This window comes from Haladaptatus cibarius D43 (assembly GCF_000710615.1).
Lineage (GTDB): Archaea > Halobacteriota > Halobacteria > Halobacteriales > Haladaptataceae > Haladaptatus > Haladaptatus cibarius.
Genome location: NZ_JDTH01000001.1, coordinates 528,811 through 552,321, shown reverse-complemented (window position 1 = coordinate 552,321; position 23,511 = coordinate 528,811). Strand labels below are relative to the sequence as shown.

28 protein-coding genes are annotated in these 23,511 nt (G+C 59.9%); 7 read left to right on the top strand and 21 right to left on the bottom strand.

The annotated features are described in order from the left end of the window. Nucleotides 1–11: 11 nt before the first annotated feature. Entirely contained in the window at nt 12–476 is a 465-nt protein-coding gene (locus HL45_RS02865) for a DUF5812 family protein (protein WP_049969588.1), read from the bottom strand. A 61-nt stretch (nt 477–537) separates the two neighbouring features. After that, complete coding sequence (locus tag HL45_RS02860) at nt 538–1,053, bottom strand: hypothetical protein (protein WP_049969587.1); 516 nt, start codon at nt 1,051–1,053, stop codon at nt 538–540. A 125-nt stretch (nt 1,054–1,178) separates the two neighbouring features. Here HL45_RS02860 and HL45_RS02855 point away from each other — a divergent pair, with 125 nt between their 5' ends. From HL45_RS02855 to HL45_RS02845, 3 genes are all read left to right on the top strand, one after another. Continuing rightward, complete coding sequence (locus tag HL45_RS02855; RefSeq protein WP_049969585.1) at nt 1,179–1,775, top strand: NUDIX hydrolase; 597 nt, start codon at nt 1,179–1,181, stop codon at nt 1,773–1,775. A 282-nt stretch (nt 1,776–2,057) separates the two neighbouring features. After that, complete coding sequence (locus HL45_RS02850; protein WP_049969584.1) at nt 2,058–2,531, top strand: pyruvoyl-dependent arginine decarboxylase; 474 nt, start codon at nt 2,058–2,060, stop codon at nt 2,529–2,531. 57 nt (nt 2,532–2,588) lie between these two features. Continuing rightward, nucleotides 2,589–2,981 carry a DUF5811 family protein gene (locus HL45_RS02845; protein WP_049969583.1) on the top strand — a complete coding sequence of 131 codons (393 nt, stop codon included), beginning with the start codon at nt 2,589–2,591 and terminating at the stop codon, nt 2,979–2,981. Here HL45_RS02845 and HL45_RS02840 read toward each other — a convergent pair. Continuing rightward, nucleotides 2,962–3,183, bottom strand: coding sequence for a hypothetical protein (locus HL45_RS02840; RefSeq protein ID WP_049969582.1), 222 nt, complete (start codon nt 3,181–3,183; stop codon nt 2,962–2,964). The two genes, HL45_RS02845 and HL45_RS02840, sit on opposite strands and share 20 nt — an antisense overlap. A 45-nt stretch (nt 3,184–3,228) precedes the next feature. Beyond that, the gene (infB, locus tag HL45_RS02835) at nt 3,229–5,034 is read right to left on the bottom strand and encodes a translation initiation factor IF-2 (protein ID WP_049969581.1); all 1,806 of its coding nucleotides are present in this window, start codon (nt 5,032–5,034) and stop codon (nt 3,229–3,231) included. Nucleotides 5,035–5,199: 165 nt separating this feature from the next. Between infB and HL45_RS02830 the strand changes: the two genes are divergently transcribed. Both HL45_RS02830 and HL45_RS02825 read left to right on the top strand, forming a co-directional pair. Next, a complete protein-coding gene (locus HL45_RS02830; protein WP_049969580.1) occupies nt 5,200–5,445 on the top strand; it encodes a PRC-barrel domain-containing protein in 246 nt (81 codons plus the stop codon). Further along, nucleotides 5,445–5,903, top strand: a complete 459-nt coding sequence (locus tag HL45_RS02825) for an NOB1 family endonuclease (protein ID WP_049969579.1) — start codon at nt 5,445–5,447, stop codon at nt 5,901–5,903. The genes HL45_RS02830 and HL45_RS02825 overlap by 1 nt, the downstream gene beginning before the upstream one ends. Nucleotides 5,904–5,943: 40 nt before the next feature. Here the strand turns inward: HL45_RS02825 and HL45_RS02820 are convergent, their stop codons facing one another. The 5 genes from HL45_RS02820 to pepF all read right to left on the bottom strand — a co-directional run bounded on the left by HL45_RS02820 (nt 5,944) and on the right by pepF (nt 12,654). Further along, nucleotides 5,944–6,717, bottom strand: coding sequence for a CPBP family intramembrane glutamic endopeptidase (locus tag HL45_RS02820; protein ID WP_049969578.1), 774 nt, complete (start codon nt 6,715–6,717; stop codon nt 5,944–5,946). Between the two features lie 46 nt (nt 6,718–6,763). Beyond that, a complete protein-coding gene (locus HL45_RS02815) occupies nt 6,764–7,570 on the bottom strand; it encodes a BGTF surface domain-containing protein (RefSeq protein WP_144239988.1) in 807 nt (268 codons plus the stop codon). An 82-nt stretch (nt 7,571–7,652) separates the two neighbouring features. Next, complete coding sequence (locus tag HL45_RS02810; RefSeq protein ID WP_049969576.1) at nt 7,653–8,945, bottom strand: hypothetical protein; 1,293 nt, start codon at nt 8,943–8,945, stop codon at nt 7,653–7,655. Nucleotides 8,946–9,416: 471 nt separating this feature from the next. After that, the gene (pan2, locus tag HL45_RS02800) at nt 9,417–10,640 is read right to left on the bottom strand and encodes a proteasome-activating nucleotidase Pan2 (RefSeq protein WP_049969574.1); all 1,224 of its coding nucleotides are present in this window, start codon (nt 10,638–10,640) and stop codon (nt 9,417–9,419) included. A 223-nt stretch (nt 10,641–10,863) separates the two neighbouring features. Then, nucleotides 10,864–12,654 carry an oligoendopeptidase F gene (gene pepF, locus HL45_RS02795; protein WP_049969573.1) on the bottom strand — a complete coding sequence of 597 codons (1,791 nt, stop codon included), beginning with the start codon at nt 12,652–12,654 and terminating at the stop codon, nt 10,864–10,866. Nucleotides 12,655–12,754: 100 nt separating this feature from the next. Between pepF and HL45_RS02790 the strand changes: the two genes are divergently transcribed. Next, nucleotides 12,755–14,089, top strand: a complete 1,335-nt coding sequence (locus tag HL45_RS02790; RefSeq protein WP_049969572.1) for a M28 family metallopeptidase — start codon at nt 12,755–12,757, stop codon at nt 14,087–14,089. Here the strand turns inward: HL45_RS02790 and HL45_RS02785 are convergent. The 8 genes from HL45_RS02785 to HL45_RS02755 all read right to left on the bottom strand — a co-directional run bounded on the left by HL45_RS02785 (nt 14,086) and on the right by HL45_RS02755 (nt 18,625). Next, complete coding sequence (locus HL45_RS02785; RefSeq protein ID WP_049969571.1) at nt 14,086–14,331, bottom strand: hypothetical protein; 246 nt, start codon at nt 14,329–14,331, stop codon at nt 14,086–14,088. The genes HL45_RS02790 and HL45_RS02785 overlap by 4 nt on opposite strands. 82 nt (nt 14,332–14,413) lie before the next feature. Next, entirely contained in the window at nt 14,414–14,644 is a 231-nt protein-coding gene (locus HL45_RS02780) for a hypothetical protein (protein ID WP_049969570.1), read from the bottom strand. Between the two features lie 56 nt (nt 14,645–14,700). Continuing rightward, nucleotides 14,701–15,492, bottom strand: a complete 792-nt coding sequence (gene truA, locus HL45_RS02775; RefSeq protein ID WP_049969569.1) for a tRNA pseudouridine(38-40) synthase TruA — start codon at nt 15,490–15,492, stop codon at nt 14,701–14,703. A gap of 157 nt (nt 15,493–15,649) precedes the next feature. Further along, on the bottom strand, nt 15,650–16,249 hold the full coding sequence (locus tag HL45_RS02770) for a DUF7411 family protein (RefSeq protein WP_049969568.1): 600 nt from the start codon (nt 16,247–16,249) through the stop codon (nt 15,650–15,652). 1 nt (nt 16,250) lies between these two features. Then, nucleotides 16,251–16,592, bottom strand: a complete 342-nt coding sequence (locus tag HL45_RS02765; protein ID WP_049969567.1) for a DNA-binding protein — start codon at nt 16,590–16,592, stop codon at nt 16,251–16,253. A 37-nt stretch (nt 16,593–16,629) separates the two neighbouring features. After that, complete coding sequence (locus HL45_RS20690; RefSeq protein ID WP_158413651.1) at nt 16,630–16,839, bottom strand: hypothetical protein; 210 nt, start codon at nt 16,837–16,839, stop codon at nt 16,630–16,632. Between the two features lie 137 nt (nt 16,840–16,976). Further along, on the bottom strand, nt 16,977–17,432 hold the full coding sequence (locus tag HL45_RS02760; protein ID WP_049969566.1) for a 30S ribosomal protein S19e: 456 nt from the start codon (nt 17,430–17,432) through the stop codon (nt 16,977–16,979). Between the two features lie 149 nt (nt 17,433–17,581). Then, nucleotides 17,582–18,625, bottom strand: coding sequence for a lysylphosphatidylglycerol synthase transmembrane domain-containing protein (locus HL45_RS02755; RefSeq protein WP_049969565.1), 1,044 nt, complete (start codon nt 18,623–18,625; stop codon nt 17,582–17,584). 87 nt (nt 18,626–18,712) lie between these two features. Between HL45_RS02755 and thiL the strand changes: the two genes are divergently transcribed. Continuing rightward, nucleotides 18,713–19,597 (top strand): thiamine-phosphate kinase, encoded by an 885-nt coding sequence (gene thiL, locus HL45_RS02750; RefSeq protein WP_049969564.1) that lies wholly within the window; start codon nt 18,713–18,715, stop codon nt 19,595–19,597. Between the two features lie 13 nt (nt 19,598–19,610). On the opposite strand, the gene HL45_RS02745 is transcribed toward thiL, so the two are convergent. The 4 genes from HL45_RS02745 to HL45_RS02730 form a co-directional block, all read right to left on the bottom strand. Further along, complete coding sequence (locus HL45_RS02745) at nt 19,611–20,735, bottom strand: site-2 protease family protein (RefSeq protein WP_049969563.1); 1,125 nt, start codon at nt 20,733–20,735, stop codon at nt 19,611–19,613. Between the two features lie 34 nt (nt 20,736–20,769). Continuing rightward, nucleotides 20,770–21,720, bottom strand: coding sequence for an AEC family transporter (locus tag HL45_RS02740; protein ID WP_049969562.1), 951 nt, complete (start codon nt 21,718–21,720; stop codon nt 20,770–20,772). A gap of 434 nt (nt 21,721–22,154) precedes the next feature. Further along, complete coding sequence (locus HL45_RS02735) at nt 22,155–22,406, bottom strand: DUF7123 family protein (RefSeq protein WP_049969561.1); 252 nt, start codon at nt 22,404–22,406, stop codon at nt 22,155–22,157. A 244-nt stretch (nt 22,407–22,650) separates the two neighbouring features. Next, on the bottom strand, nt 22,651–23,466 hold the full coding sequence (locus HL45_RS02730; RefSeq protein ID WP_049969560.1) for a molybdopterin synthase: 816 nt from the start codon (nt 23,464–23,466) through the stop codon (nt 22,651–22,653). Between the last annotated feature and the right edge of the window lie 45 nt (nt 23,467–23,511).

Genomic DNA, 23,511 nt, shown 5'->3' with positions numbered 1-23,511 from the left:
ATTTCTGCCTTTCACGGCAAATACCGAACGCTCACCACGCCGTCCTCCGACCGGATTTCGACGCGGTTCACGCCGAGTCGGGCCGCACGTGCAAGGGTCCCTTCGTCGTCCAGCACGTCGCTCACGGCGGTTTCAGTTTCCTCTGCCGACACCGAGAGGACGTGAATTTCGCCGATTCCGGCGCGTTCGGTTCGTTCGAGGTCGCCGACCTCCTGTTCCGCGGCGATGTCGCGCTCGTGTACCGTGGGTGGTTCCTCGCTCTCGTGAACCCTGAGTGGTCGCTGGTCGTCGATGTCCACCACTTCCCACGTCATCTCCATCGGCGGTTCGGCGGCGACCGTGGCGTCTACGGCGTCGTCAGTTTCGACGCCGGGATTTTCCGAGAGGGTGTGAACCTGCCCGTCGTGAACGTCCTTCAGCACCGCCGATTCTTCCTCTGCATGCGTGACGAGGAACGTGCTCGTCTTTTCTGTCATAGACGAGGATAGGTCGGCGGGCCTTTTCCGGATTGCGCTCCGGAACAGAACATCGTCGGTGTTATCGAGCAATTCGATGGAGGACGAAAATCAGCAGGCCGGAGACGAGCGGCGGGACGAGGCCGAACAACTGCGGAAGCGAGTAGAGGAACGACCCGATTGCGCCAGCGTCGGCGGACTGGTACTCCGGCGGAACCGTAATGATGAGTCCGGCGTAGAGCGACGCGAGGAACAAGAATCCGCCGAGTGCGAGCAGGGTGTCGTAGTTGGGGATGGCCGCTTCGCCGCGGCGGTGTCGGCGCGCGACGAACAGGACGGGCGCAAACAACGGGCCGAGGACGAACAGCGCCACGACGCCGAGGAAGGCGTTCGAGGAGGTGTCGAACGCGGAGTGGCCGAGCGTCTCCACGAACCAGAAGATGAGCGCGAAGAGGAAGATGAGCGCGAAGAGAAAGCCGAGGACGAAACTGACGAGGACGTAAAGGCGGAACGTCCGCGAATCGCTCGCCCGGAAGCTGTAGCGAAACGCGCCGAGCAATCCGGAGTAGTCGTCCCTGGTGGTGGCCGCGTCGGTCATCGTTGGACTGTCAGAATCGCGCGAACGTAAATGGTGCGACTCGTAACAGAAATCGAAGAGCGCGAACGACCCATCTGTGGACGTGTTCCGAAGAACGTTTGAAACGGATGGTTCTCTATAGCGGTATGAGTGCTGACAGCGCCACCAATCCGTCCGGTGATGCCGCAAGCGAAGAGTCCGGTGAAACCCACAAAAACGCCCGCAAATCGGTCGTCGCCGTGGACGCCGACGACAACAATTTGGAAATCGTCAACCGCCTCGAAGCCCACACGGGCGACGGCATCCGACACCGGGCGTTCACCGCGCTCATCTTCGACGAGGACGACAACATCCTGCTGGCTCAGCGCGCGCCGACCAAGCGCCTCTGGGACACCTACTGGGACGGCACCGTCGCCTCCCACCCGAATCCCGGCCAATCGCAGGAGGAGGCCACACGCCAGCGTCTCGAAGACGAACTCGGTATCTCGCCCGACCAGTACGACGACCTACGGCAGACGGACAAGTTCGAGTACAAGCGCTACTACCCCCAGGAAGGCGTCGAACACGAGGTCTGTGCAGTTCTGAAACTCACGCTGACGGACACCTCCCTCGACCCCGTCGAAGAGGAAGTCGGCGGCCTAATGTGGGTGCCCTACGAGCGCCTGTACGAGAATCCGCGTTGGTACCGCCAACTGCGACTCTGCCCGTGGTTCGAAATCGCCATGCGCCGCGACTTCGAGTAGCGAAGATAGTTTCGTGATTTTTCTGAACGTAGTTGATTGTTCTGCTTTTCGAGACGCTGAAACGGGTTTTGAGGGAGTGATAGCCGCAGAAGTCACGAGTGACTAACGGAGCGAGGGCGTGGCTTGCGCCCAGCGGTAGCTATCGTCACGTAATCAGAACCAGTCACAGTACAGCGAACGTGGTTCGCTGTTTCTACACAGAATACATCTGCAACACGCCACCCAAACCCACATCCTGCTAGAATCGACAGACCCTTTCCCACGAGTATCCGATCCCCGTGCATGAGCACGATTCGGGTCGTCTGGGGAACCGCGAGCGGGCCGACGAAGATGTCGTCCTACGACGCGGCGCTCGCGGACGCGAACGTCCACAACTACAATCTCGTCTCCGTCTCGTCTGTCATTCCGGCCGACACGCCGGTCGAAGCAGTCGGCACCGCGCCCGACCTCGGTCCGGCCGGAAATCGCCTGACCGTAGTGGAAGCGCGCGCAACGCGTCCCGGGCCGGGCCACGTTTCGGCAGGACTGGGTTGGACGGAAAGCGACGGCCCCGGACTCTTCTACGAGGCCGCGGGCGAAACCGACGCGGAGGAAATCGAGGAACGAGTTCGAGCGGGATTGGAAGCAGGGCGAAAACTCCGCGACTGGGAGTTTTCCGACGAAGCCGTGAAAACCGTAACAGAGAACGCCGAACCCGGCACCTACGTCACGGCTGTCGTCCTCGCGGTGTACGGCGAGAGCGAGCCGATTTGTTAGTTTCCGGGGACGACGGGTTTATACGGCGGACAACCTTATCAAAGGGTAGCAGACCGCATGAATGGAAATACTCCCTACGCTGGTACACCCGACGTGACGCAGGCCGGACAGCGTGCGTCTGCCGATGTCGTCGAACTCTCTTCCGAACAGACGCGCGCGCTTCGAGACAGTGTGACCGACATTGCCACGCTGACTCGGCAGTTCCTTCCCGACGAGTACGTCATCGGGTCGCAGGTGACGAACGGTGCAACAGGGCCGCAAGCGACTGTCTCTGTTCAACCACCGGTCGGCCACATCGTCAGCGCCGGATTCGAACCCGACAACGACGAACTGGATGACGAACTCATCGACGCAGAGGAACGTGACGAAGTTGCTCGTGGATTAGCCGCGAGTGCCGTACTCCAAGTAAAACAGGCAGTCGAAGACAAGATTACTCCGACCGCCCGATAGGCGGGCGTTTGAACACCGCATCGCCGACGACCAGCGACGACGCGAATCCCGTCAGCATCGTTCCGATAGTTTTCGGAACTGCAGTGAGCAGGCTGACGGCGAAACCGCCGACGACGATAACCGGAAGGAGAAGTGACACGAGGTCGTAGTACGAAACCGACTTGCGAGCGATGCGACTCTCATATCGGCTGCGTACGCTCATTCTTCATCCCTCCGTCGTGGAATCACGCGACAAGCGATTAAAAAATTACTTGCCCCAGAAGGGGTCGCGCTTTCGCTGTTTGTCGAGATACATCCGGAGCGCTTCGAGTTCGTCGCCCGGAATGTCGTCGGAGAGTTCCTGTTCCAAAATTTTCGCGTGTTTTTCCGGCAGGTCGATCCAGAGTTCGTCGCCTTCCTCGATTTGGCGACCGACAGTCGGGCCGTCGATAGCGACGCTGACCCGTGTTCCTGCGCGGGCCTCGTCCACGTCCTCGCCCTGCTCTTGAATCCCTTTGATGGTGCCGACGCGCTTCGGTTCGTTCCCTTCGAACTTGGCGACAAAGGAGTTGTTTTTCACGGTTCCGGACAGGACTTCGACGCCAACCACCGCGGGGTTGTTCTGCCGGAACACGTGGTCTTGTAGGATTTGGAATCGAGACGGGCGAGTGATGTTGTCGAGGACGGTTTTCTGCTGAGCGCGCTCCATCTCGTCCACGTACTCCTCGTACTCTTCGATGAGTTGGTAGATGACGTCGCTGTCGAACAGTCGAATATCTCGCTGGTCGGCTTCATCTCCCGCTTCGGCGAGCGTATCGACGTTGAACGCCAGAATTGTCCGGTGTTTCGGCTCGTCCGCCGTCGTCGCAAATCGGATGTCGCGCGGTGCAACGTCGCCGACTTCGGCGAGCATGACCGGAATTTCTTCTTCTTTGAGCGTGCTGACCATCGCTTCGAGGCTTCCGAGCGTGTCGGCTTTGACGACGACGCCCTCTTCTGCGGTGCTGACCTCGACTTCCGCGAGTTCGGCTTCGACTTCCTCGATAACATCCTCGATTTCCCGGTCGCGGACGACGCGGACGGGCGCACCCGCCATTGCGTCGTCCAAGTCGGGAGCGGCGATTTTCACACCCGCGGCGGCACCGATGGAATCGACCTTTTCGAATCGGTCTTCGGTTCGAATCTCGGCGAGCGGTCGCGGTTTCAGCAGTGCCCGAACGTCGGTGACGATTGGCGCGTTCTTGCCACCGACGACGACGGTTTCGTCCGCGCCGACGGTGCCGTCGTACAGCACCACGTCGAGCGTCGTCCCGAAGCCTTTCTCCTCTTTGACTTCGAGGACGGTTCCCGCGCCCGGCCCGGTGACGTCGATTTCCATGTCCTCGCGCATGTAGCGCTGGGCGAGTCCCATCAACACGGTGAGCAAGTCGGGGACGCCTTCGCCAGTTTCCGCGCTGACCGGAACGACGCCGACGTTGTTCTGGAAATTCTGCACGCGCCAGTACAGGTCGGCGGAGAAACCAGCGTCGCTGAGTTCGCCGATGAGTTCGTACAGATTTTGGTCGAGCATCGAGCGCGCCCGGTCGCTCTGTGCGTCGTAGGTCGCTTTAATCGGCGAATCGGGGTTCGGATTCCACCCCGGCGTCGTGTCGATTTTGTTCGCCGCGACGACGAACGGAGTCTGTGACTGCGCGAGGATGTTTATCGCTTCCTCGGTCTGGGGTTGGAATCCGTCGTTTACGTCAACCACGAGGATTGCGATGTCCGCCAGTGCGCCACCGCGCGACCTGAGGGTCGTAAACGAATGGTGGCCCGGCGTGTCGATGAACAGCAGTCCCGGCAGGTCGAAGTCGTCCGGATTGACGAGCTTTCCTGCGACTTTCGACACGATGTCGAGTGGCACTGCCGTCGCACCGATGTGTTGTGTGATTGCGCCCGCTTCGCCTTCTATCACCGTCGAGCCGCGGATTTTGTCGAGCAGGCTGGTTTTGCCGTGGTCGACGTGGCCGAGGACTGCGACGATGGGAGTTCTGAGAGACGGGGTTTCCGTCTCGTGTGAATCTGTGTCCGACATACCTACCACCCGGAAGAAGTTCTTATCACAGAACAGCCCCGCACGGCATTTAACTCCATCGCCATGCAGGTCGGGCAGTCGGTGCGTACAAACCGTCAGCTACAATCGACTGTTCGCCACAGCACCCCGTGGAGTTTATGTAGTAGCGGTCGGTAACCCCCACTTATGTCGGATATACTCGCCGAGAATCTCTCAGGGAAGGCCGTCATGGGTTCAGACGGCACCGAACTGGGGATGCTCTACAACATCACCATGAACTTGAAGACGGGGGAGCTGTCCAGCCTCGTCGTCGAACCCGATGAACAGATCGACCCGAAAACCGTTGACCTCGAACTCGACGAGGACGGGCATTTCGAACTGCCCGTCAACAGGGTACAAGCAGTGAAAGATTACATCGTAGTTCAGCGGTAATGTACGTTCTAGACGCCTCAGCTTTTATCAACGAGTATCACACGACCGAACAGACAGCGTCCATTCCGATGGTACAAGAGGAGTTGGAGGGAGAACACGCCTTCCGATTCGACGCCATGGAAGGGTCGGGGATGCACATCCACCTGCCCCGCGACGACGCGGTCGAAAAAGTGCGCCGAGCCGCGAGCGAAACGGGCGATTTGGACGTCCTCTCGATGACCGACATTCGACTCATCGCGGCCACGTTCGAACTCGACGGCACGCTCGTTACCGACGATTACGCGATGCAGAACGTCGCTAACCGGCTGGACGTTGCTGTCGATGTCATCGCCCAAGACGGCATCGAAGAGCAGCGAAATTGGTCGTTCCAGTGTTCCGGCTGTGGTCGGGAGTTCGACGAGGACAAAGACCGCTGTCCAATCTGTGGCAGTCCGCTGTCCCGAAAGAATCCGTCATAATCCGTTCCAACGCATTTAACTGACAGCGATTTCGACGCGATTACAACTGACCAGTTATCTGGAGATACATCAAGCCGAACAGAACTGCGTCGTACGAACCGTGAATGAGCGCTGGAACCGTGACGTTCCCTGTTTTGAGGTAGATAGTACCGAGAAGTAACGCGAGGAGGAAGATGATGACGAGCGTCGCCGCCGTTCCCATCAGTGTCGAACCCATCGCGTAGGCCGGAATGTGTGCGAGCGCAAAAATCACGCTGGCGATGACGACCGCATTGCGTTTCGAAAACGTGTCGTACAGCGATTTCTGGATGATGTTTCGATACAGCAGTTCTTCGCCGGGACCGATAATGAGCAACGCTGCGGGAATCAGAAGGAGAAGAATTTCGGGATTGCCTTGGCTAGCCTGCTGTTGGATGCTGTGCTCTGCAGTGCTGATACCGAACTGCGTCATCACGATACCGGCGACGATTTGCAGAGCTAACAGGGCGATAGTTCCGACGATGACATAAACGAAGCCACTGACGTCGGGCAGTTTAAAGTCGAGATGCGAGAGTCCGTAGCCGCGACCAGCCATGAACAGTGCTGCGACCGTTCCCGTCCCGAGGCCAAGCGAGAGCGTGGAAACGGCGAGTTCTTCCATCGGCCCGATAGTGTTCGGGCCGAGAACGAGAATGAACGCCGTCGCCCACAACGAGATTGCGGCCAACCCCGAGAGTCCGACAACAGTTCCGATGAAAACTGCAAGCACCATCTGGACGGGCGAAGTGTGGCTCGAAGAATCACCGCCGACACCTGTCGCTGTACCGTCTTCCATATGCGCGGAAAGGGACTGCGGAACTAAAGGTGCTACGACCTGAGAGTCAGTATCGCCGAGAAAAAACTACGATTCCGGCGAGTGCGGCGAGTGCGACGAACAGTCCGAAGCCGGGTTGACCGCCGCTGTCGCTCGATTGCGCTGTCGTTTCGGAAGTCGCTTCCACACCGTCCGCCGAGGTGCTCGTTTGGGTTTCGGATTCCATTTCCATCGCAGCTTCAGTTTCGGTTTCCGTCTCGGTCGCCGCTTCAGTTCGAGTGTCGGATTCGGTTGTGACCTCCGTTCCGGTGTCGGATTCCGTTTTTGCCCCGGCGTCGTCCACCGCCGTCGTTTTCGTCGTTTCTAGCATCGTTGACAGCGTCCCCGTGGTCGTCGCCGACGCTGGCCCTTCTCGAAGGACGCCATCGGAGACGGCGAGCGGTGTCGGTTCCGTTGCGTTGCGCTCCGCCGCGGCGGCGACGACGACTCCGAACTCGACACCGGGTTCGTAGCCGGTGAAATCGAACAGTCCGGTGAACGACCCGTCGGACTGTACCGCGACCGTTTGTGTCTTGAAGAACTGTCCTCTGGCGTGGATTTGAACGAGGAGTTCGGTTCCGGGCTCGAAGGTCGTCTGACCGCGAACGGTCTGATTTGCGGCAGTGTCGAAGGCAAAGCGGTCGCCGCCGCCGTCCAGCGAAACGGAACTGTTGTTCGCTTCGATTTTGCTGTGGTCGAACGGAACGTCGGATGTCGCTTCCATCGAGCGGTCGGCAAGCGAGTGGGTTACACTGGTCGCGGCCGTCGCGCCGCTGAAAAGCGAAATCACGACGAGGGCCGTGAGGACTGCCGAGGCGTAGTTGTGACTCATCATACTGAAAGGGCGTCATTCAGGGGGTGACGCGAAGGACGTATGATTACTTCCCGCAGGTCGGTAAATGCTTTGTGAACAGCGACTATTCTATCACGAACGTGGACTTGTCAGCGACCGAATCCGCTTCGTCGAAATCGCCGCCGCCGAGCAGGCCACGGGCGGCACGCTTGCCCCACTCAACTGCGGGTTGGATGAACGTTTCAACGCTGTAGAGTTCGCCCGCAAGGACACAGGACGCCTCCAGACAGTAGAGCAGTTCGCCGAGTCCGTACTCGTCCACGCGGTCGATTTCGACTCGCACCGAGGGCTGGCCCGATTCCGCGAGACTCGCCTCAGTGGCTTCGAACTCGGCGTCCAACAAGGTTCCGAGGCTCCGTCCACCGAGGTATTCCAATCCGGGCAGGTCGGTTTCCGGAATCGACCAATCCTCGCGCTCCGTCGGGCGAACAAAGGTGACCATCTTGTCCCGGGGGCCAGCGCGGTACAGTTGGAGTTGTGAGTGCTGGTCGGTCGCGCCGAGTGCCCGAGCCGGAGTCTGGCCCAGTCCGTCCTTGCCGAGGCTCTCGGCCCACAGTTGAGCGTACCACTCGGCGAAGGTTTCCAGCGATTCTGCGTAGGGCATCATCGCGTTGATTCCTGCGCCGCGTTCGTCCAGTGCGTAGCACGCGGTTCCGTAAGCGTAGGCTGGCGAGTCGAACAGCGACCCCGACAGGCGGTTCGCCTCCGCCTCCGCACCCGAAAGCACGGCGTCGATGTCGTGGCCCTGAATCGCGGCGCAAGCCAATCCGACCGTCGAGAGCACCGAAAATCGACCCGGAACGCCATCAGGAACGTCGAGCGCGGGCAGGTCGTGGCGCTCCGCGAGATTCCGCAGGTTGCCCTCCTCGCCCGTTGTGACGAATGTTTGCTCCGTCCAATCCACGCCCGCAGATTCCATCGCGTCGCGGACGACGAGGAAATTCGCCAGTGTTTCCGCGGTCGTGCCGGAGCGAGAGACGACGTTGACAGCAGTATCGGAGAACGAGATGCTGTCCAGCAGAGCAGAGACGTGTTCCGGGTCAACGTTGTCGAGGAAGTAGGCGTCTACGTCGGATTCGAGTCCGTGGGCCAGCGTAGCCGCGCCGAGCGCGCTTCCGCCGATGCCGACCGTGAGAACGGTTTCGGCCTCCGCGAAGGATTCGACCGCGGTTCGAATCTCGTCGGTGTCGGTCGTCTGTGGTAGGTTCAGTGCTTCGTAACCATGTTCGTGGTTTTCGCGCCCGGTTTCGATTCGCTCGTGGGCGTCGGCGACGCACTCGTCCAATCGGTCGAGTGCGTCCCGTGGGATGCCCGGCGAGGCAACGGTGTCGAGAGCGTTGCCGAGGTCAACTCGCATACGAGAGTCGGCATCGTCGGACGTAAAAAAGGCATCCTTGTCGTCGCGTTAGAAATGAGATTCTGTTAGTGTTCGTTTTGGATTTGATAGTTTCAGGTACCGCCTACTGGGTTGGATTTCCGATTTCACGTTTGCAGTCGCTAGGGCCAATACCGCAACCCCTGATGCCGATACGACTGGTTGACAATCAACTTGAAACCAAAAGTCGGCAGGCCGACCAACCGGCGGAAGACAGCTATCGACACGAACCACGGGAATCAACAATCCGAACAAACCACGAAAGCCAGCGAACTACACAACCGCTAGCGGCCAGGAACTTCTCCGCGAACGAGGAGCGTAGTGACGAGTGAGCGGGCCGACGAATCCCTCGAAGGAGCGTCGAAGACGCGACTGAGGGGGTGAGGAGTGCTTTTAGTCCAGGTTTTGCCAGAGAGCGCGACGAAGTCGCGCGAACGCAGGAAAAAGTGGGTTTTAATACGCGTACCGCAGGTTCGGAACCGCGGTGTCGTCGCCGGCCTCGATTTTCTTCAAGGCACCTGTGAAGTCGTCCATGGTGACTTCGGTGCGGCCGTCGCGGATGGCGAACATCCCGGATTCGGTCGTCAAGCTCTCGATTTCGGCACCGCTGAATCCCTCGGTCGCCTCGGCGAGGTGGTCGAAGTCCACGTCGTCCGAGAGATTCATATCCCGAGTGTGGATTTCGAGGACGCGGCGGCGACCCTCGTCGTCCGGGTTCGGCACTTCGATGAGGCGGTCGAAGCGACCCGGGCGAAGGATTGCGTTGTCGAGCATGTCGAAGCGGTTGGTGGCCGCGATGATGCGAATTTCGCCGCGGTCTTCGAAGCCGTCCATCTCCGAGAGCAACTGCATCATCGTCCGCTGAACTTCGGCGTCGCCCGACGTTTTCGAGTCGGTGCGCTTCGACGCGACGGCGTCGATTTCGTCGATGAAGATGACTGCCGGTTCGCGCTCCGATGCAAGCGAGAACAGGTCGCGGACGAGTTTCGCACCTTCACCGATGAATTTCTGGACTAGTTCCGACCCGGCCATCTTGATGAAGGTCGCGTCGGTCTGATTGGCGACTGCTTTCGCCAGCATCGTCTTCCCGGTTCCCGGTGGCCCGTGGAGAAGGACGCCGCTCGGTGGTTCGATACCCGCGGCTTCGAACTGCTCGGGGTTGACGAGCGGTTCTTCGACCGCTTCGCGGACTTCCCGAACCTGTTCTTCGATGCCGCCGATGTCCTCGTAGCTCACTTCCGGCGATGCGTCCACTTCCATCGCTTGCGCTCGCGCGTCCGTCTCCGAATCGAGCAGTCGCTCGATGGTGAACGAGTCGTTGACTGCGACTCGGTCGCCCGCTTCGATGTCTTCTCGCAACTGCACTGCAACGTCGGTCAGCACCTCTTGATTGTTGCCGTGTTGTTTGATGATGACGCCGTCGTCGGTCACGTCCTCGACCGTGGCGACGTACAGCGAAGTCGTCTTCAGCGTCTCGTTTTCACGCTGGAGTCGGTCAACTTCGCCGGCGAGGTCTTCACGACGGTCACCGGCGTTTTCGACACGCTCGCGCAGTTTTTCGTTGACCTTCACGATGTCCGTGAAATGTTCTTGAAGCGCCGCAAGACGCTCCTCGTCGGACATCTCCGGGTCAAGTTCGAGTGTTGGTCTATCAGGGACAGATGGACTGCGCGACATTTGTTATTCGTTCGTATGTCGCCACATTAAAAGTGCCTTTGGGTCGCGGGCTATCCGCAAGATTTGTGAACGTTCGAAATGGTCGCGCGTGTTCGGGCAGTTTTGCGTTATTTTTGCAGCTCTGCCATTTAATTCGAGCATATAATCATTCATACTATCCGAAAATAGTTATTTCGGTGGAAAGTCAGCGAGGAGAAAAGCTTGGTTTGGAAAACTTTCCGAGCTAAATCAGCTCTTCCATCTCGTCGAGATGCGTATCGTACACGTCGAGCGCGCGTTGGATGGGTTCGGGTGACGCCATATCGACGCCCGCATCACGGAGGAGTTCGAGTGGATACTCCCGCGACCCACTGCTCAGGAAGTCGAGGTAGCGTTCCGCGGCGGGTTCGCCTTCGTCCAGAATCTTGTCGGCCAGCGCAACGGCGGCGCTGATGCCTGTACTGTACTGGTAGACGTAGTAGGCGCGGTAGAAGTGTGGGATGCGCATCCACTCGCGCTCGATTCGGTCGTCCACGACGGCTGGCTCGTAGAACTCGCGTTTGAGGTCGCCGTAAATGCTGTCCAGTCGGTCAGGCGTGAGCGCCTCGCCGTTTTCCACGACCTGATGGGCTTGGTACTCGAAGTCTGCGAAGAGCGTCTGGCGATAGAGCGTCGAACGGAACCGCTCTAGATACTCGTTCAGGACGTGCAGACGGAACTCGGGGTCGTCTACGGTTTCGAGCAGGTGATGGGTCAGCAGCGCTTCGTTGACCGTGCTGGCAACCTCGGCGACGAAGATTTCGTAGCCGCCGTACACGTAGGGCTGTATCTCGCTCGTCAGTTGGGAGTGGAGCGAGTGGCCGAGTTCGTGCGCGAGGGTGTACATCGATGAGATGTCGTCCTGATAGTTCATCAGGATGAACGGCTGGGTGTCGTAGGTGCCGCCGCTGTACGCTCCCGCTCGCTTGTCCTGTGACTCGTACACGTCTATCCAGCGCGATTCGATACCCGCTGCGACTCTCGACTGATAATCCTCGCCGAGCGCGCCGACTGCCTCGACGACGTACTCGACCGCTTGGTCGTAGTCGAGGTCGGGACTCTCCGATTCGGTCATCGGCATGTACACGTCCCACATCTGGAGTTCGTCTACGCCGAGGCTTTCGCGTTTGAGTTCAGCGTGGCGGTGGAGTTTGTCGAGGTTGTCGCGCACCGTCTCCAACAGGTTGTCGTACACCTTCGGCGGGACGTTCGGCCCGTCCAGTGCCGCCTCTCGCGCGGTGTCGTAGTTTCGGGCACGGGCGTATTTCACGTCGGCCTTGGCGCTGTTTTTGTAGGCCGCGCCGACCGAATTTCGCACGTCAGCCCATTCGTCGAAGTAGCCTTCGTACACCGACTGGCGGAACTCGCGGTCTGGGTTTTTGAGCAGGTTGACGAAGTTGCTCTGCGTGATTTCGACCGCGTCTCCGTCGGGGTCTTCGACCGTCGGGAACTCCATGTCCGCATTCGAGAGCATGTTGTAAATCTCGCCGGACGCGCCGGTGACTTCGCCGAACTCCGCGAGGAGGTTCTCTATTTCGGCCGAGCGAGTGTGCTCTTTCATCCGCATCACGTCGTCCAGATAGTGGTCGTACTGTTCGAGGCCGTCTGTCTCCGCAATCATGCGGTCGAGTTCGTCACGGCCGAGAGACTGTACTTCCGGTTCGATGAAACTGCCTGCACTCTGTGCGCGCGAGGCGAGCGACTGTGCACGGGTGGACAGTGCCTGATACTGCTGGTCTGACGTGTCCTCGTCGCTTCGCATTCGTGCGTAGGACGCGACCATTGCGACTTCGCGTCCGAGTTCGTCCGAGAGTTCCAACACCGAAAGGAGAGTCTCGCCGTCTTCCGTTGCTTGTCCCTCGTATGCTTCGAGGTCGGAGAGCCTGTCTTCGACTTCTTCGTAGGCTTCCTCCCACTCTTCGTCGCTCGTGTAGATGCTCTCCAAATCCCATTTGTACTGCGTATCGATGTCGCTTCGTTCGGGTACAGAACTCATACCATACTGGTAAGAACAGCCACCCTGTAAACGTTGAGATTTCGGAAGGATACTTTACCGCCGGACAGAGGTATTTAGGGAATGCCGACACAGTGAGAGTATGGCTGACGAGGCACACACAGCGCTCGCCGAAATGTGGCAGGATGACTATCCGTGGCAATTTCTGACGAAACTGACCGAACTCGAAAACCGGATGGGCGGCCATCCCGGCGAGAGACGGGCCGCCGAACTCGTCACCGAAGGGTTCGAGCGCGCCGGGGCGCGAAACGCCCACACCGAATCGTTCGACATGGACTGCTGGTCGCGGGGTTCCGCACGATTTGCCGTCACCGACCCGGTTGAACGCTCGTTCGAAACCATCGCACTGCCGTACTCGCCCGCTGGCGACGTTCGCGGCGAGTTGGTCGATGTCGGCCACGGGATGCCCGACGAGATAGACGAGAAGGACGTGGCCGGGAAAATCGCTGTCGCCAGTACGACGACGCCCGCGGGAAGTCGGTTCATCCATCGAATGGAGAAGTTCGGCTACGCCGCCGCCGCGGGTGCGGAGGGATTCATCTTCCACAACCACGTTTCGGGACAACTGCCACCCACGGGGTCGCTCACCTTCGGTAACGAAACCGCGATTCCCGGCGTCGGCGTGAGCAAGGAAACCGGCGCGTGGTTGACCGAATACGCCGGCAAAAACGCGACCGCGAGACTCACTGTCGATGCGGACACGGAACCGGGAACGAGCCACAACGCCATCGCGGAACTCGGCCCGGACACCGAAGAGGAAATCGTGGTCGTCGCACACCTCGATTCGCACGACATCGCCGAAGGTGCACTGGACAACGGCTGTGGTATCACCGTCGTCGTTGCGATGGCCCACCTGCTCGCAGAGACGAACCTCGACACGCGGGTTCGGCTTGCAGGGGTCGGCTGTGAGGAAATCGGCCTTCTCGGAGCCAAGGCACTGGCCGGGTCGCTCGACACCGACAACGTGAAAGCGGTGGTCAACATCGACGGCGCGGGTCGATTCCGCGACATGCGGGCGTATCTCCACGACTCCGAAACGATGCGCGACGTGGTCGAAACCGTCTCCGAGCAGGCGAACCAGCCCATTCACCAGCAGGACAACGTCCATCCCTTCAGCGACCACTGGCCATTTTTGATGCGGGGCGTTCCGGCCCTCCAACTGCACAGCGAACAAGACCACAGCGCGCCGGGTTCGCGTGGGCGTGGCTGGGGCCACACCCACGCAGACACGCGGGACAAGGTGGACGACAGAAATCTCCGCGAACACGCCATGCTGGCCGCGCTGTTGATTCAGGAAGTCGCCTCGCGCGACGAGATTCCGCGACCGACCACCGAGAGTCTGACGGAGAACCTCCGCGAAAACGAGTTCGAGGAAGGGATGCGGGCCGCCGGAATCTGGCCCGAGAAGTGGAATTAGGGTCCGATTCGCTTTCCATCTGCGATTTCGCCGAGGAACAGAGCGAGGCCGCGTAGGATGAAATAGACGCCGCCCAGCGTCGAACCGGCGATAATAAACAGCGAGAGAATAGCACCAGCAATTTCGAAGGCGACGATGGCCGCGCTGGCGATTCCTGACCCGATGGTCATGATGACCACGCCGATGGTAATGTACATCGTCGCCTGCCAGAGCCAGTCGGTGTCGTTCGTATTTCGACTCATGTCGATAAATTTCAGTTGAGAATGAAAAATGATTCGGTAGGATGAAACGCCGATAACTTCCCGTTGAGATGCAGGTGGAGATTTACTGTGCAATCTCGTCTCGGACGATGTCCTCGACGAGATTGCCGAGCGCGCGGACGATGACGTAAACGCCGACGAAGAGCGAAACGAGGTAGAAAAACGCGAAGACGACGATTCCGAATCCGTCGATGGTTCCGGCAATCGTCGCGCCGAGCCAGCGCCCGAAGGAGATAGTCAGTATTCCGGCGGCGACGCTCACGGCCACGTTTCGAAGCAAATCGCTGTTTACCATATCGGCTAGCTACAGGTGACAACTATAAAACTATTCGATCTGTGACGCTGCTGAAACTATTCGAGATGGCTCGTAATCTCACGGGCGACCCGCGACCGAGTTCGCTGTTCGATTCGCATATCGCGGAACACGGATTCCGCGCTTTCTGCGGCGTCTTCTTCAATTTCGAACTCGCAGTCGTATCCCACGTCCGCGAGAAGCAGTGGGTGTGCTGGCGCGGGTGGAACGCCTTCCGGCCCCTGCAACGGTTTCGCGGATAGGACGCGCTCGACTTTTTCCATCGGGGCGTCTCCCACGGCAATCCCGTGGACGAGCGAAACGACTCGGCGAACCAGATTTCGAGCGAAGCCGCCCGCCCGAAGCGTGAACACGAGGTAGTCGCCGTCTTGGAGGACGTGAATATCGAGGTCGCGGACGGTGCCGTCCTCGTCCGGCGTCAGGTTGTGGAAATCGTTTTCGCCGGAGAGTCGGCCCGAAGCATCTTTCGCCAGCGCGAGGTTTGCCGTCGGCGCGTAGCAGTGATAGATGTACTCTCGATAGTAGGCGTCGTGTGTCGCGTGAAACTCCGGCACGACTTCCGCGCTGGCCCACGCGCGAATCGACTTGGGTAACTCGCTGTTGAATGCCGACGGGGTGAGCCAGTCGGGGCACTCGAACGCGACAGTCTGAGAGAGTGCAGAAACTCCGGCGTCGGTTCTTCCCGCGGCGGCGTACCCTTCCGGCACGGTGTCGGCGACGCCGAGGGCGCGGAGCGCGTCGAACATCGCGTCCTCTATCGTCGGGACATCCGGCTGGCGCTGAAATCCGTAGAACGGACGGCCGTCGTAGGCAACTCGAAAGGCGCGCATCGCCAGTGCATAGATTGGGGATGGCTTTAGTTCGTTGGATACTACCGCGAAGAACGCAGTCGTTGCGGAACCGGCCCGAGAAAACAGATGGCGATTTACTCGAATCGAGTGCGGTACCGGCTCCCAAACGACGAACAAACGTTTTGCAGGCACCGCGTTACCGCGGTGTGTGGAACCCTGTAACGTAGGTCTGTTCGTGTGCGGGAAATACGTCGTCCACCGCGTCCGCGCCGTGTTCGTCCACGAGGAGGGAGCGCAGTTCCGCCTCGTAGTCGGCCTTCCGAATCTGGTCGCTCGGGCCGGATTCCACGTCGAGGTTCGCCGTGACGAGCGAATCGACCGCATTCCTGCCGAAGCCGGAGAGCGGGACGATGTAGTCGATTCCGTGGCGGTCTTCGAGACTTTGGGCCTGTGCGCGCGAAACGGTCGGCACGCGGTCGTCCCTGCGCGTGCCGTCTGCGACCGCGTCGAATCGCATGCTGGCCACGGTTTCCAACGCGTGCAGATGCACCTGCTGGATACCGTTTCGTGGGTAGCCGTCTTCGATCATCTGTTCGACGGCGGTGATGGCAGCGTCGTGGTCGAGTTCGACCGTCTCGAAGTCGAAACCGGTGGCTTCCGCGGTGTTGCGGGCGTGCTTCCAGTCGTCCGTGACGCCGAAGTGGGCCGTGACGAGCGTTACATCGTAAAAATCATCTAGCAGGAGGGCGGCGAGCGTCGAGTCCTTTCCCCCGCTGTAGAGGAGTCCGAGTTCCATCTCAGCGGCGTTTGATGTTGAAGCTCTTTTTGTCGGGCTTCAGTTCGCGGAGCAGTTCTTTCATCTTCTGGTCGTCGATTTTGCCGTTGATGCGCCCGCTCTGGGCGATGGCGAGGATTTGCTGTTCGACCTGTTCTGCGAACTGCGGCTTGCTCATCCGAACCGAGTTCAGTCGTTTTCGCGCACCGTCGGTCAGATACTGCCGGAGCAGGGCCTTCTTCTGGGCGTCGGCCTGCTGTTTTGCCTGTTGTTGGGCCTCTTCTTGCTGTTTTTGGTCTTGCATCTCCTCCATCTTTTTCTTTCGAAGCTCTTCCAGTCGGTCGTCGTCAGGACTTCCACTCATGCCTTATCACTTCGTTACCGCGCACGACCAAAAACAATTACGGACAACAGCGTTCGACCGGGCGGGAAAAGGCGATGGGATTTCCCGAATCTCGAATTTTCGGACATCGGTATCTCGGAATCCACACACCCGGTCTGGACGCGCGGCGAGGACACCTGCGCCAGCGGTCGGCGCAGGTGGTCGAGCGCCCGGGGAGGTCGGGGACGAAAAAGGTGAGTGCGCCAGCGGTCGGCGCACTCGTCCGCATGCGAAGGCGGTATTTGGAGTCGTGATTTGAGTCACTGCAATCGACCAAACGAGAAAACCAGCGGTAAAAACCACACAAACCGCGTAAAGCCGTAACTACTCAAAGGAAACCGATAGTCGAAAACTGAAATTCCGAATTTACGCGTAGCGTTCGAGTTCCGGTCGGTCGAGGTCTTCCATGACCTCACCGGCCGTGTCGTCGAGGAAACTGCGACCTTCGCCGGTGACTTCGCGGCCACGGCTCTCGCTGGAGCTGATGAACCCTTCCTCTTCGAGTTGCTGGAGGATGGTTCGGATGACCTTCTTGCTTCCGTCGGCGCGGTGTGCTGGCGCGACGGAGTAGCGGTTCGAACCGGATTTGCTGTCGCCGTACTCGGTCGAGAGTCGCTCGACGCCGACCGGGGCGCTGGTGGCGACCTTGCGGAGAAGACTGCCCGCGCGGATGTACCAGAAGTTGTCCTGTTCCGGTGGCAGTTCGCGCTGTGCGCCGGTTTTGGCGAACTCGAACCAGTCGGGTTCGTCGATTCGATCCTCAAGCTCGTCGGCAAGCGCTTCGATGAGCGCGTCGGCCGGAACGTCGTAGAGCGTCGTCATACGATTGGATTCCCTTCGGCGGCGTTTAAAGCCATCGTTACGGAGTTCGGACGCGGGACTCGATAGCCGTCTCGGCCGCCGCTTTCGCTCACCGCGGACTTCTAGAATGCCGGAACCGGAAGCCGACAGTCACGGGGAGACGACCCGCACTACCGTGGCAACTCGCCATTGACACTGTCGGCTTCCAACATCGCCGTGGTCACCCCGCCGAGCATGGTTGGAAGCCAATAGGTCGCCCCCCGGTGGATGACCGCCGCCGCCCCTGCCGTCGCCGCGGTGACACCCGTAATCGGAACGAGCAGAATCACCAGCGCCGCCTCCACGCCGCCGAGTCCACCCGGAAGGGGTGCAACACCTGCGATACTTCCAATCGGGACGATAAACAGCACTGCGGCGAACGGGACGGGATGGCCGAGCGCGTAGAGCGAGAGCCACAGCGAGAGAGAAGAAAGAAGCCACCCGAAGGCAGAAAAGAACAGAGCGAGCAACAGACCGCGGCGGTCGCCCGCGATTCGTTCGATTGTCCCGAAAAAGCCCTGAATCCGCCGTTCGACGGCAGATTCCGTAGTTGGATTCACGGGAGGAACGATTCGAGCGATGACTCCGACCACGGGAACGACGACGCCCGCGACACCCGACCCCAATCGGTCGCGGTTGCGCCACGCGAACAGCACCGCGAGGGGAACGGCGATCGCCAGTGCGGCGATTGAGAGCGCGACCAGTTCGATTGTGTCGCCGAGCGTGAGAACGGTCGCGTAGTAGGCTACGCCGACCAGCGCGAACGAGATGGAGGGGACGAAGTTGATGGAGTCCACGGTCGCAATCGCGCCGAGACTCGTCTCGTACTCGGCGTCGGTAACCCGCGAGATGAGCAGAGCTGTGAATGGCTCCCCGCCCGCCTGCCCGAACGGCGTCACGTTGTTCGCGAACGTCGCGCCCGCGTAGAGGAAAAACGCCCGGAGCGACGAGATGTGAACGCCGAGAATGCCGAGGACGGTTCGAAGTGACATCGCCCACGAGAACAACCAGAGGAGAGCAACCACTGCGACTGCGACGACGAATCGCGCGTCGGCCATCGACAGCGCCGACACCACATGGTCGATGCCGACGATGGAGAAAACGACCAACAAGACGGCGACTGCGGCGACGAATCCGACAGTCACCGTTCGCAGGTCACCAAAATCGAGGCGCATCAGTTATCAGTTGCCTCCTATCAGCGAGACTGCTTGAAGCCAACGAAGACCGTTCGGCTTTTTTCCCGGCGCGATAGAACGACCGATATGGACGAACGGGCCGCGCTCAAACTGCTGGCGGGCAAACTCCCCGACGCGGGCGACGACGCGGCAGTCGTGGATGGATTAGTGATAACGACCGACATGCTCCACGAGACGACGGATTTTCCCGACGGAACGGAAAAATACACCGCCGGATGGCGCGCGGTCGGTGCCTCCCTCTCGGATGTCGCCGCGATGGGGGCAGAGGCCGTCGCCGCGGTCGCCGTTTATGCCGATTCCGACTTCGCCCGCGACGAACTCGAAGCGTTCGTCGCGGGCGCGAGCGACGTGTGTGAATCCGTGGATGCGCGCTACGTCGGCGGCGACCTCGACACGTTTTCGGAGTTCACCGTGACGACGACCGCACTGGGCCGAACCGACGACCCAGTGCTTCGCTCGGGAGCGCAACCCGGTGACGTACTTTGCGTGACCGGAACGCTCGGCCGGAGCGGCGCGGCCCTCCGCCTGTTTGAGGCAGGAAACGAAGAGCGCGCAAACGACCTGTTTCGGTTCGACCCGCGAGTGCCCGCGGGACGGGCACTCACACCCTACGCAACCGCCATGATGGATTCGAGCGACGGCCTCGCGCGCTCGGTTCACCAACTCTCGGAGGCGAGCGACTGCGGCTTTTCCCTCGACGGCGATGCCATTCCGGTCGCGGAAAGCGTCCGTGACGTTGCGGAGGACGAAGCGGACGAACAAGCATTGAGCCTCTTTTTCGGCGAGGATTTCGAACTGGTGTTCACGCTTGCAGAAGACGACCTCGCTGCGGCACGAAAAGCGTCACCGACGCCGATTTCCGTGGTCGGTGACGTCACCGACTCCGGAGTGGTGATGGACGAAAAACCGCTCCCTGACCGCGGTTACACGCACGGACAGGGAGAAAAGTAACGCGGCGAGTCGGTTAGGAGATAATTTGAATCGGCGTCGGCGTGAAACAGAGCAGGCCAATGACGAAGGTCAGAATCCCGATAAGCTTTCTGCGCGAGTCGAGTTCGCCGTCGTCTATCGGCGTCGCAGGGCCGACGTAGGCGAAGAACATCGAGAGGAAGCCCCAGATAACCCAAAGCACCGTCGCGTTGCTCACATCGAGGACGTAGAAGACGTAAGCCGCCAGTCCGAACAAAACCGCGGGAACGAGTGCCGCGACGCTCTCCTGTCGTTCTCCGATTATCGCGCGGACGATGTGGCCGCCGTCGAGTTGGCCGACCGGAATGAGATTCAAGAACGTGACGAACATCCCAACCCAGCCGCCGATAACGACCGGATTGACGGATTTCGTCGGGTCGTTATCGTAGGCCAGGGGTTCACCCATAATCGCGGCGATTCCCTGCAACAGCGGCGGGTAGCCGAACTTCACCTCGATGGTTGACGCGCTGTTGAGCATCTCCTGTGAGACGGTTACCGGCTCCATCGTCAGGCCGACTGCGGTGACGACAACCGTCGCAACGAGGCCCGCGAGCGGGCCGGAGACGCCGATGTCGAACAGCGCCTCTCGGTCGGGCATCTGGCCTTTCATCCGGATGACGGCCCCCATCGTCCCGATGAGTGTCGGCATGGGGATGAAGTACGGCAGTGTCGCGTTCACGCCGTGATACCGACTCATCACGTAGTGGCCGAGTTCGTGGGTTCCGAGGACGCCGAGGACAGCAAGCGTAAACGGCCACGCGGTCAACAGCGCCTCTATCGGGTTCGAAAGGGGATTGACGTGGTACCACGATGCGCCCGCCCAAAGTGTCGAAAGAACTGTCGCAACGAAGAGAAAAACGTTCTTCCACGGAACGCCGTTCGGCCCGAGTTCGACCGGTTCAGCCACGAGAACGTATTCACCCATTCGCGTCGAGAGCATGACCTCGTAGCCTTGCTCTCGAAACAGGGGCCACACAGTCTTCATCAGCCGATTTTGCGGCACCAGCGGTTCTCCGTAGTAGACCAATTGGTCACCATCTCGACGAACGTCATACACCCGAAACACGGAATGAAGTCGTTCGAGTGGAGGTCCATTCTCGGGCGGCTCGGTCGAAGCCATTCATTCTTAGTACGGAACGAATCGGTATAAACCCCTAGACGATGGCGCCTGACTGCAAGATGGCGATGAGGAGCGTCAACACCGGCACGCTTGCCAATGTGCTGACAAAAATCGCGGTACTCACGTATTCGGGCGCGGACAGGCCGACACTTCCATCGTCGTATTCGATAGAGAGAATGAGCGGGGTTATCGCCGCCGGCATCGCACATTCGAGGACGAACACCCGTGCAACGGTCAGATCTTCGAATCCAAGTAGGAAGACGACGCCCACGGCGACGACGGGGGCGACGAGGAGCTTCATCACATTTGAGACGCCCACGCGCGTGATGGCGGCACCGGAATCTGTGTTGGCCAGCTGAATCCCGAGCATGAGCAACATTACGGGAATCGCGGCATCGCCGGTCAGTTTCAGCGTCTCCATCGCCGCCGAATCGACAGGCGGGACGAAACCGACAGCACGTGCGATTCCGGCGGCCAAAACCGCGTACACGAGCGGGAGTTTGAACACCTCTTTCAGTGCCGAAAGATTCGACGTGCCGTTTCCACGCGAAGCGAGGTAAACACCAACGGTGTAGGTGAGAACCGACTGGGCCGCGATGTAGAGAATCGCGGTACTCCTGCCGACTTCGCCGAAGGCGAACTGCGAGAGCGGAATCCCGTAGTTTCCGGCGTTCGGGAACGAACTCGCCAACACGAGCGCACCGAGAACCGGTTCCGACTCGCCGAGCGCACGCCCGACGAACTCCGCCAACGTCACCATCCCGAGGGTGAAGACGACGACAGCGACTGCGAGGTTGAGCGCCGTTTTTCCGCCGATGGAGGTCGTCGTGAGACTGTGAAAAACCAGCGCGGGCGTCAGAATGTAGATGGTGACGGTGCCGAGCGCGTCAACGTCGATGTCGCGGAGGGTTCCGAGGAGAAAACCGACGGCCGCAACCGAGAGAACCGGAAGAATGGCGTTCGTCAATGCGGAGAGGAGTGACACTGGTCGAACGGAATCGGTGAGACATTACAAATGCGTCGAAGGCGGAAAACGGGGATTCAGGGGTCAGAGGGTGTCGCCGTGGCAGTTGGGAGTGTGACGTACAGGGGACTCAGGGATGTGTCGTTTTGAGGGGGAATGGGAAGCGTGTGGGGGGGTTCGCAGGGAAGCGGGTGGGAGAGTTCAGGGGAGGCGGGGTCGTTCAGGGAGTGGATGGCACGGGGCGTTCGGGAACTGTTCTGCTGGGGTTCGATTTGCGGGCGTTTCGAGGTGGGGTGTCTTTTGTTAGGGTGCTTCGAGGGGACGGGTTGCCGTTTCGGAGCGGGATTTCGCGTGACAGCGCGTGGCAGATTGCGGGTGCGGAGTGGGGTGTGGTTGCAGTGGTGTTGCGGGGTGTCGTTGGAGGTTGGTCGTGCGGGGACTAGGGGTCGAGGAACTTACGCAGGGGCCACGCGCCACGTGGTTGCACTCGTGTACGACCACTTCTCGACTTCGAGTTCGGCGCAGTCGGTCAGTTTCACCATCAGCGCACCGATTTCCTTCGCGGAGAGGTCAACTTCGTCCGCGATGAACTTGCTTTTGAAGTACATCTCTCCGTCGCTTGCCTTCTCGCACAGGTACTGCTTGAGTCGGGCTTCTTTGGTTTCCGGTTCAGGGCTCTCAGGGGCAACTTGGGTGGTAGCGCTCATGTGCTGACTCCAGTTTCTGGATAGACGGGAGGGATGTTATAAAGGGAGGAATCTTAGGGTAGTTTCGGGAATATTCAGTCCAATTGAGCGGAAATCGACGTGAATGCGGGTAAAAACGACGATTTACAAACTGCTAAAAATCTCTTAGAAAGTTTATAGACTCCCCTCAGTTTTTATTTCACAAACTCACCATTCCGACACACTCGGCTCGAAAACCGGGACAAATCACACCGATATCTTCGGCCTACCGCTCGTGAACCCAGAACTGTTCGTCCGTAGTCACCTCTTTTTTGAAAATCGGCACCTCTGCTTTCAGTCGGTTGATGCCATCCTCGACGGTTCGAAACGCCTCTTCTCGGTGGCCAGCGAGGACGACGACGAAAACGATGTCCTCGCCGTACTCGATGACGCCGGTTCGGTGGTGCATGAGAACAGTGAAAACGCCCTCGCGTGCTTCGAGTTCCTCGCGGATGGCCTTCAGTTTCGTCTGTGCGACCCCATCGTACATCTCGAATTCGAGGGATTTGGTCGGCGTGTCGTCGTCGCTATCTTTGGCCCTGACGCGCCCCGTGAAGGTGGCAATCGCGCCCGAGCGCTCCGCATCTGGCGATTCTTTCGCACGCGCGACGAGCGATTCGAGCGTTTCGTACTCCTCGACTCCGCCGACCGCATCGCGGACAGCCTCGATTTCGAGACTGTCCGCGTTTTCCGCGCGAATCAGCGGTTCGCCGACGGAGGCTGTGTCACCGAGCGAAATCGCGGGAATGTCAATGTCCGGAAATCCGGCGAGGATAGCGTAGTCGTGTGTCGGCGCAAGTTCGTCCAAAACGTCGGACAGGGAACGGTTCGTCCCGCTGGCGCTCCAACCACGTTCGCCGAGTTCGAACGTGGTAGGAACAGACGAGTCGAGCGACGCAGTCGAATCGACTGCGTCGCTCGTAACCGCCGGGTTCGAACCGTCAGACGTGACGACGCCGACCCGACCCTGTTCCGCGAGTTCGGACGCGAGTCGGTCGGCGACTGCCGCCGACTCGCGCCCGACGACACCCAGTACCTTCATGGGCGTAACGCAGGTGGCGAATCGCTTTTAGCCTTCGGTCGGAAG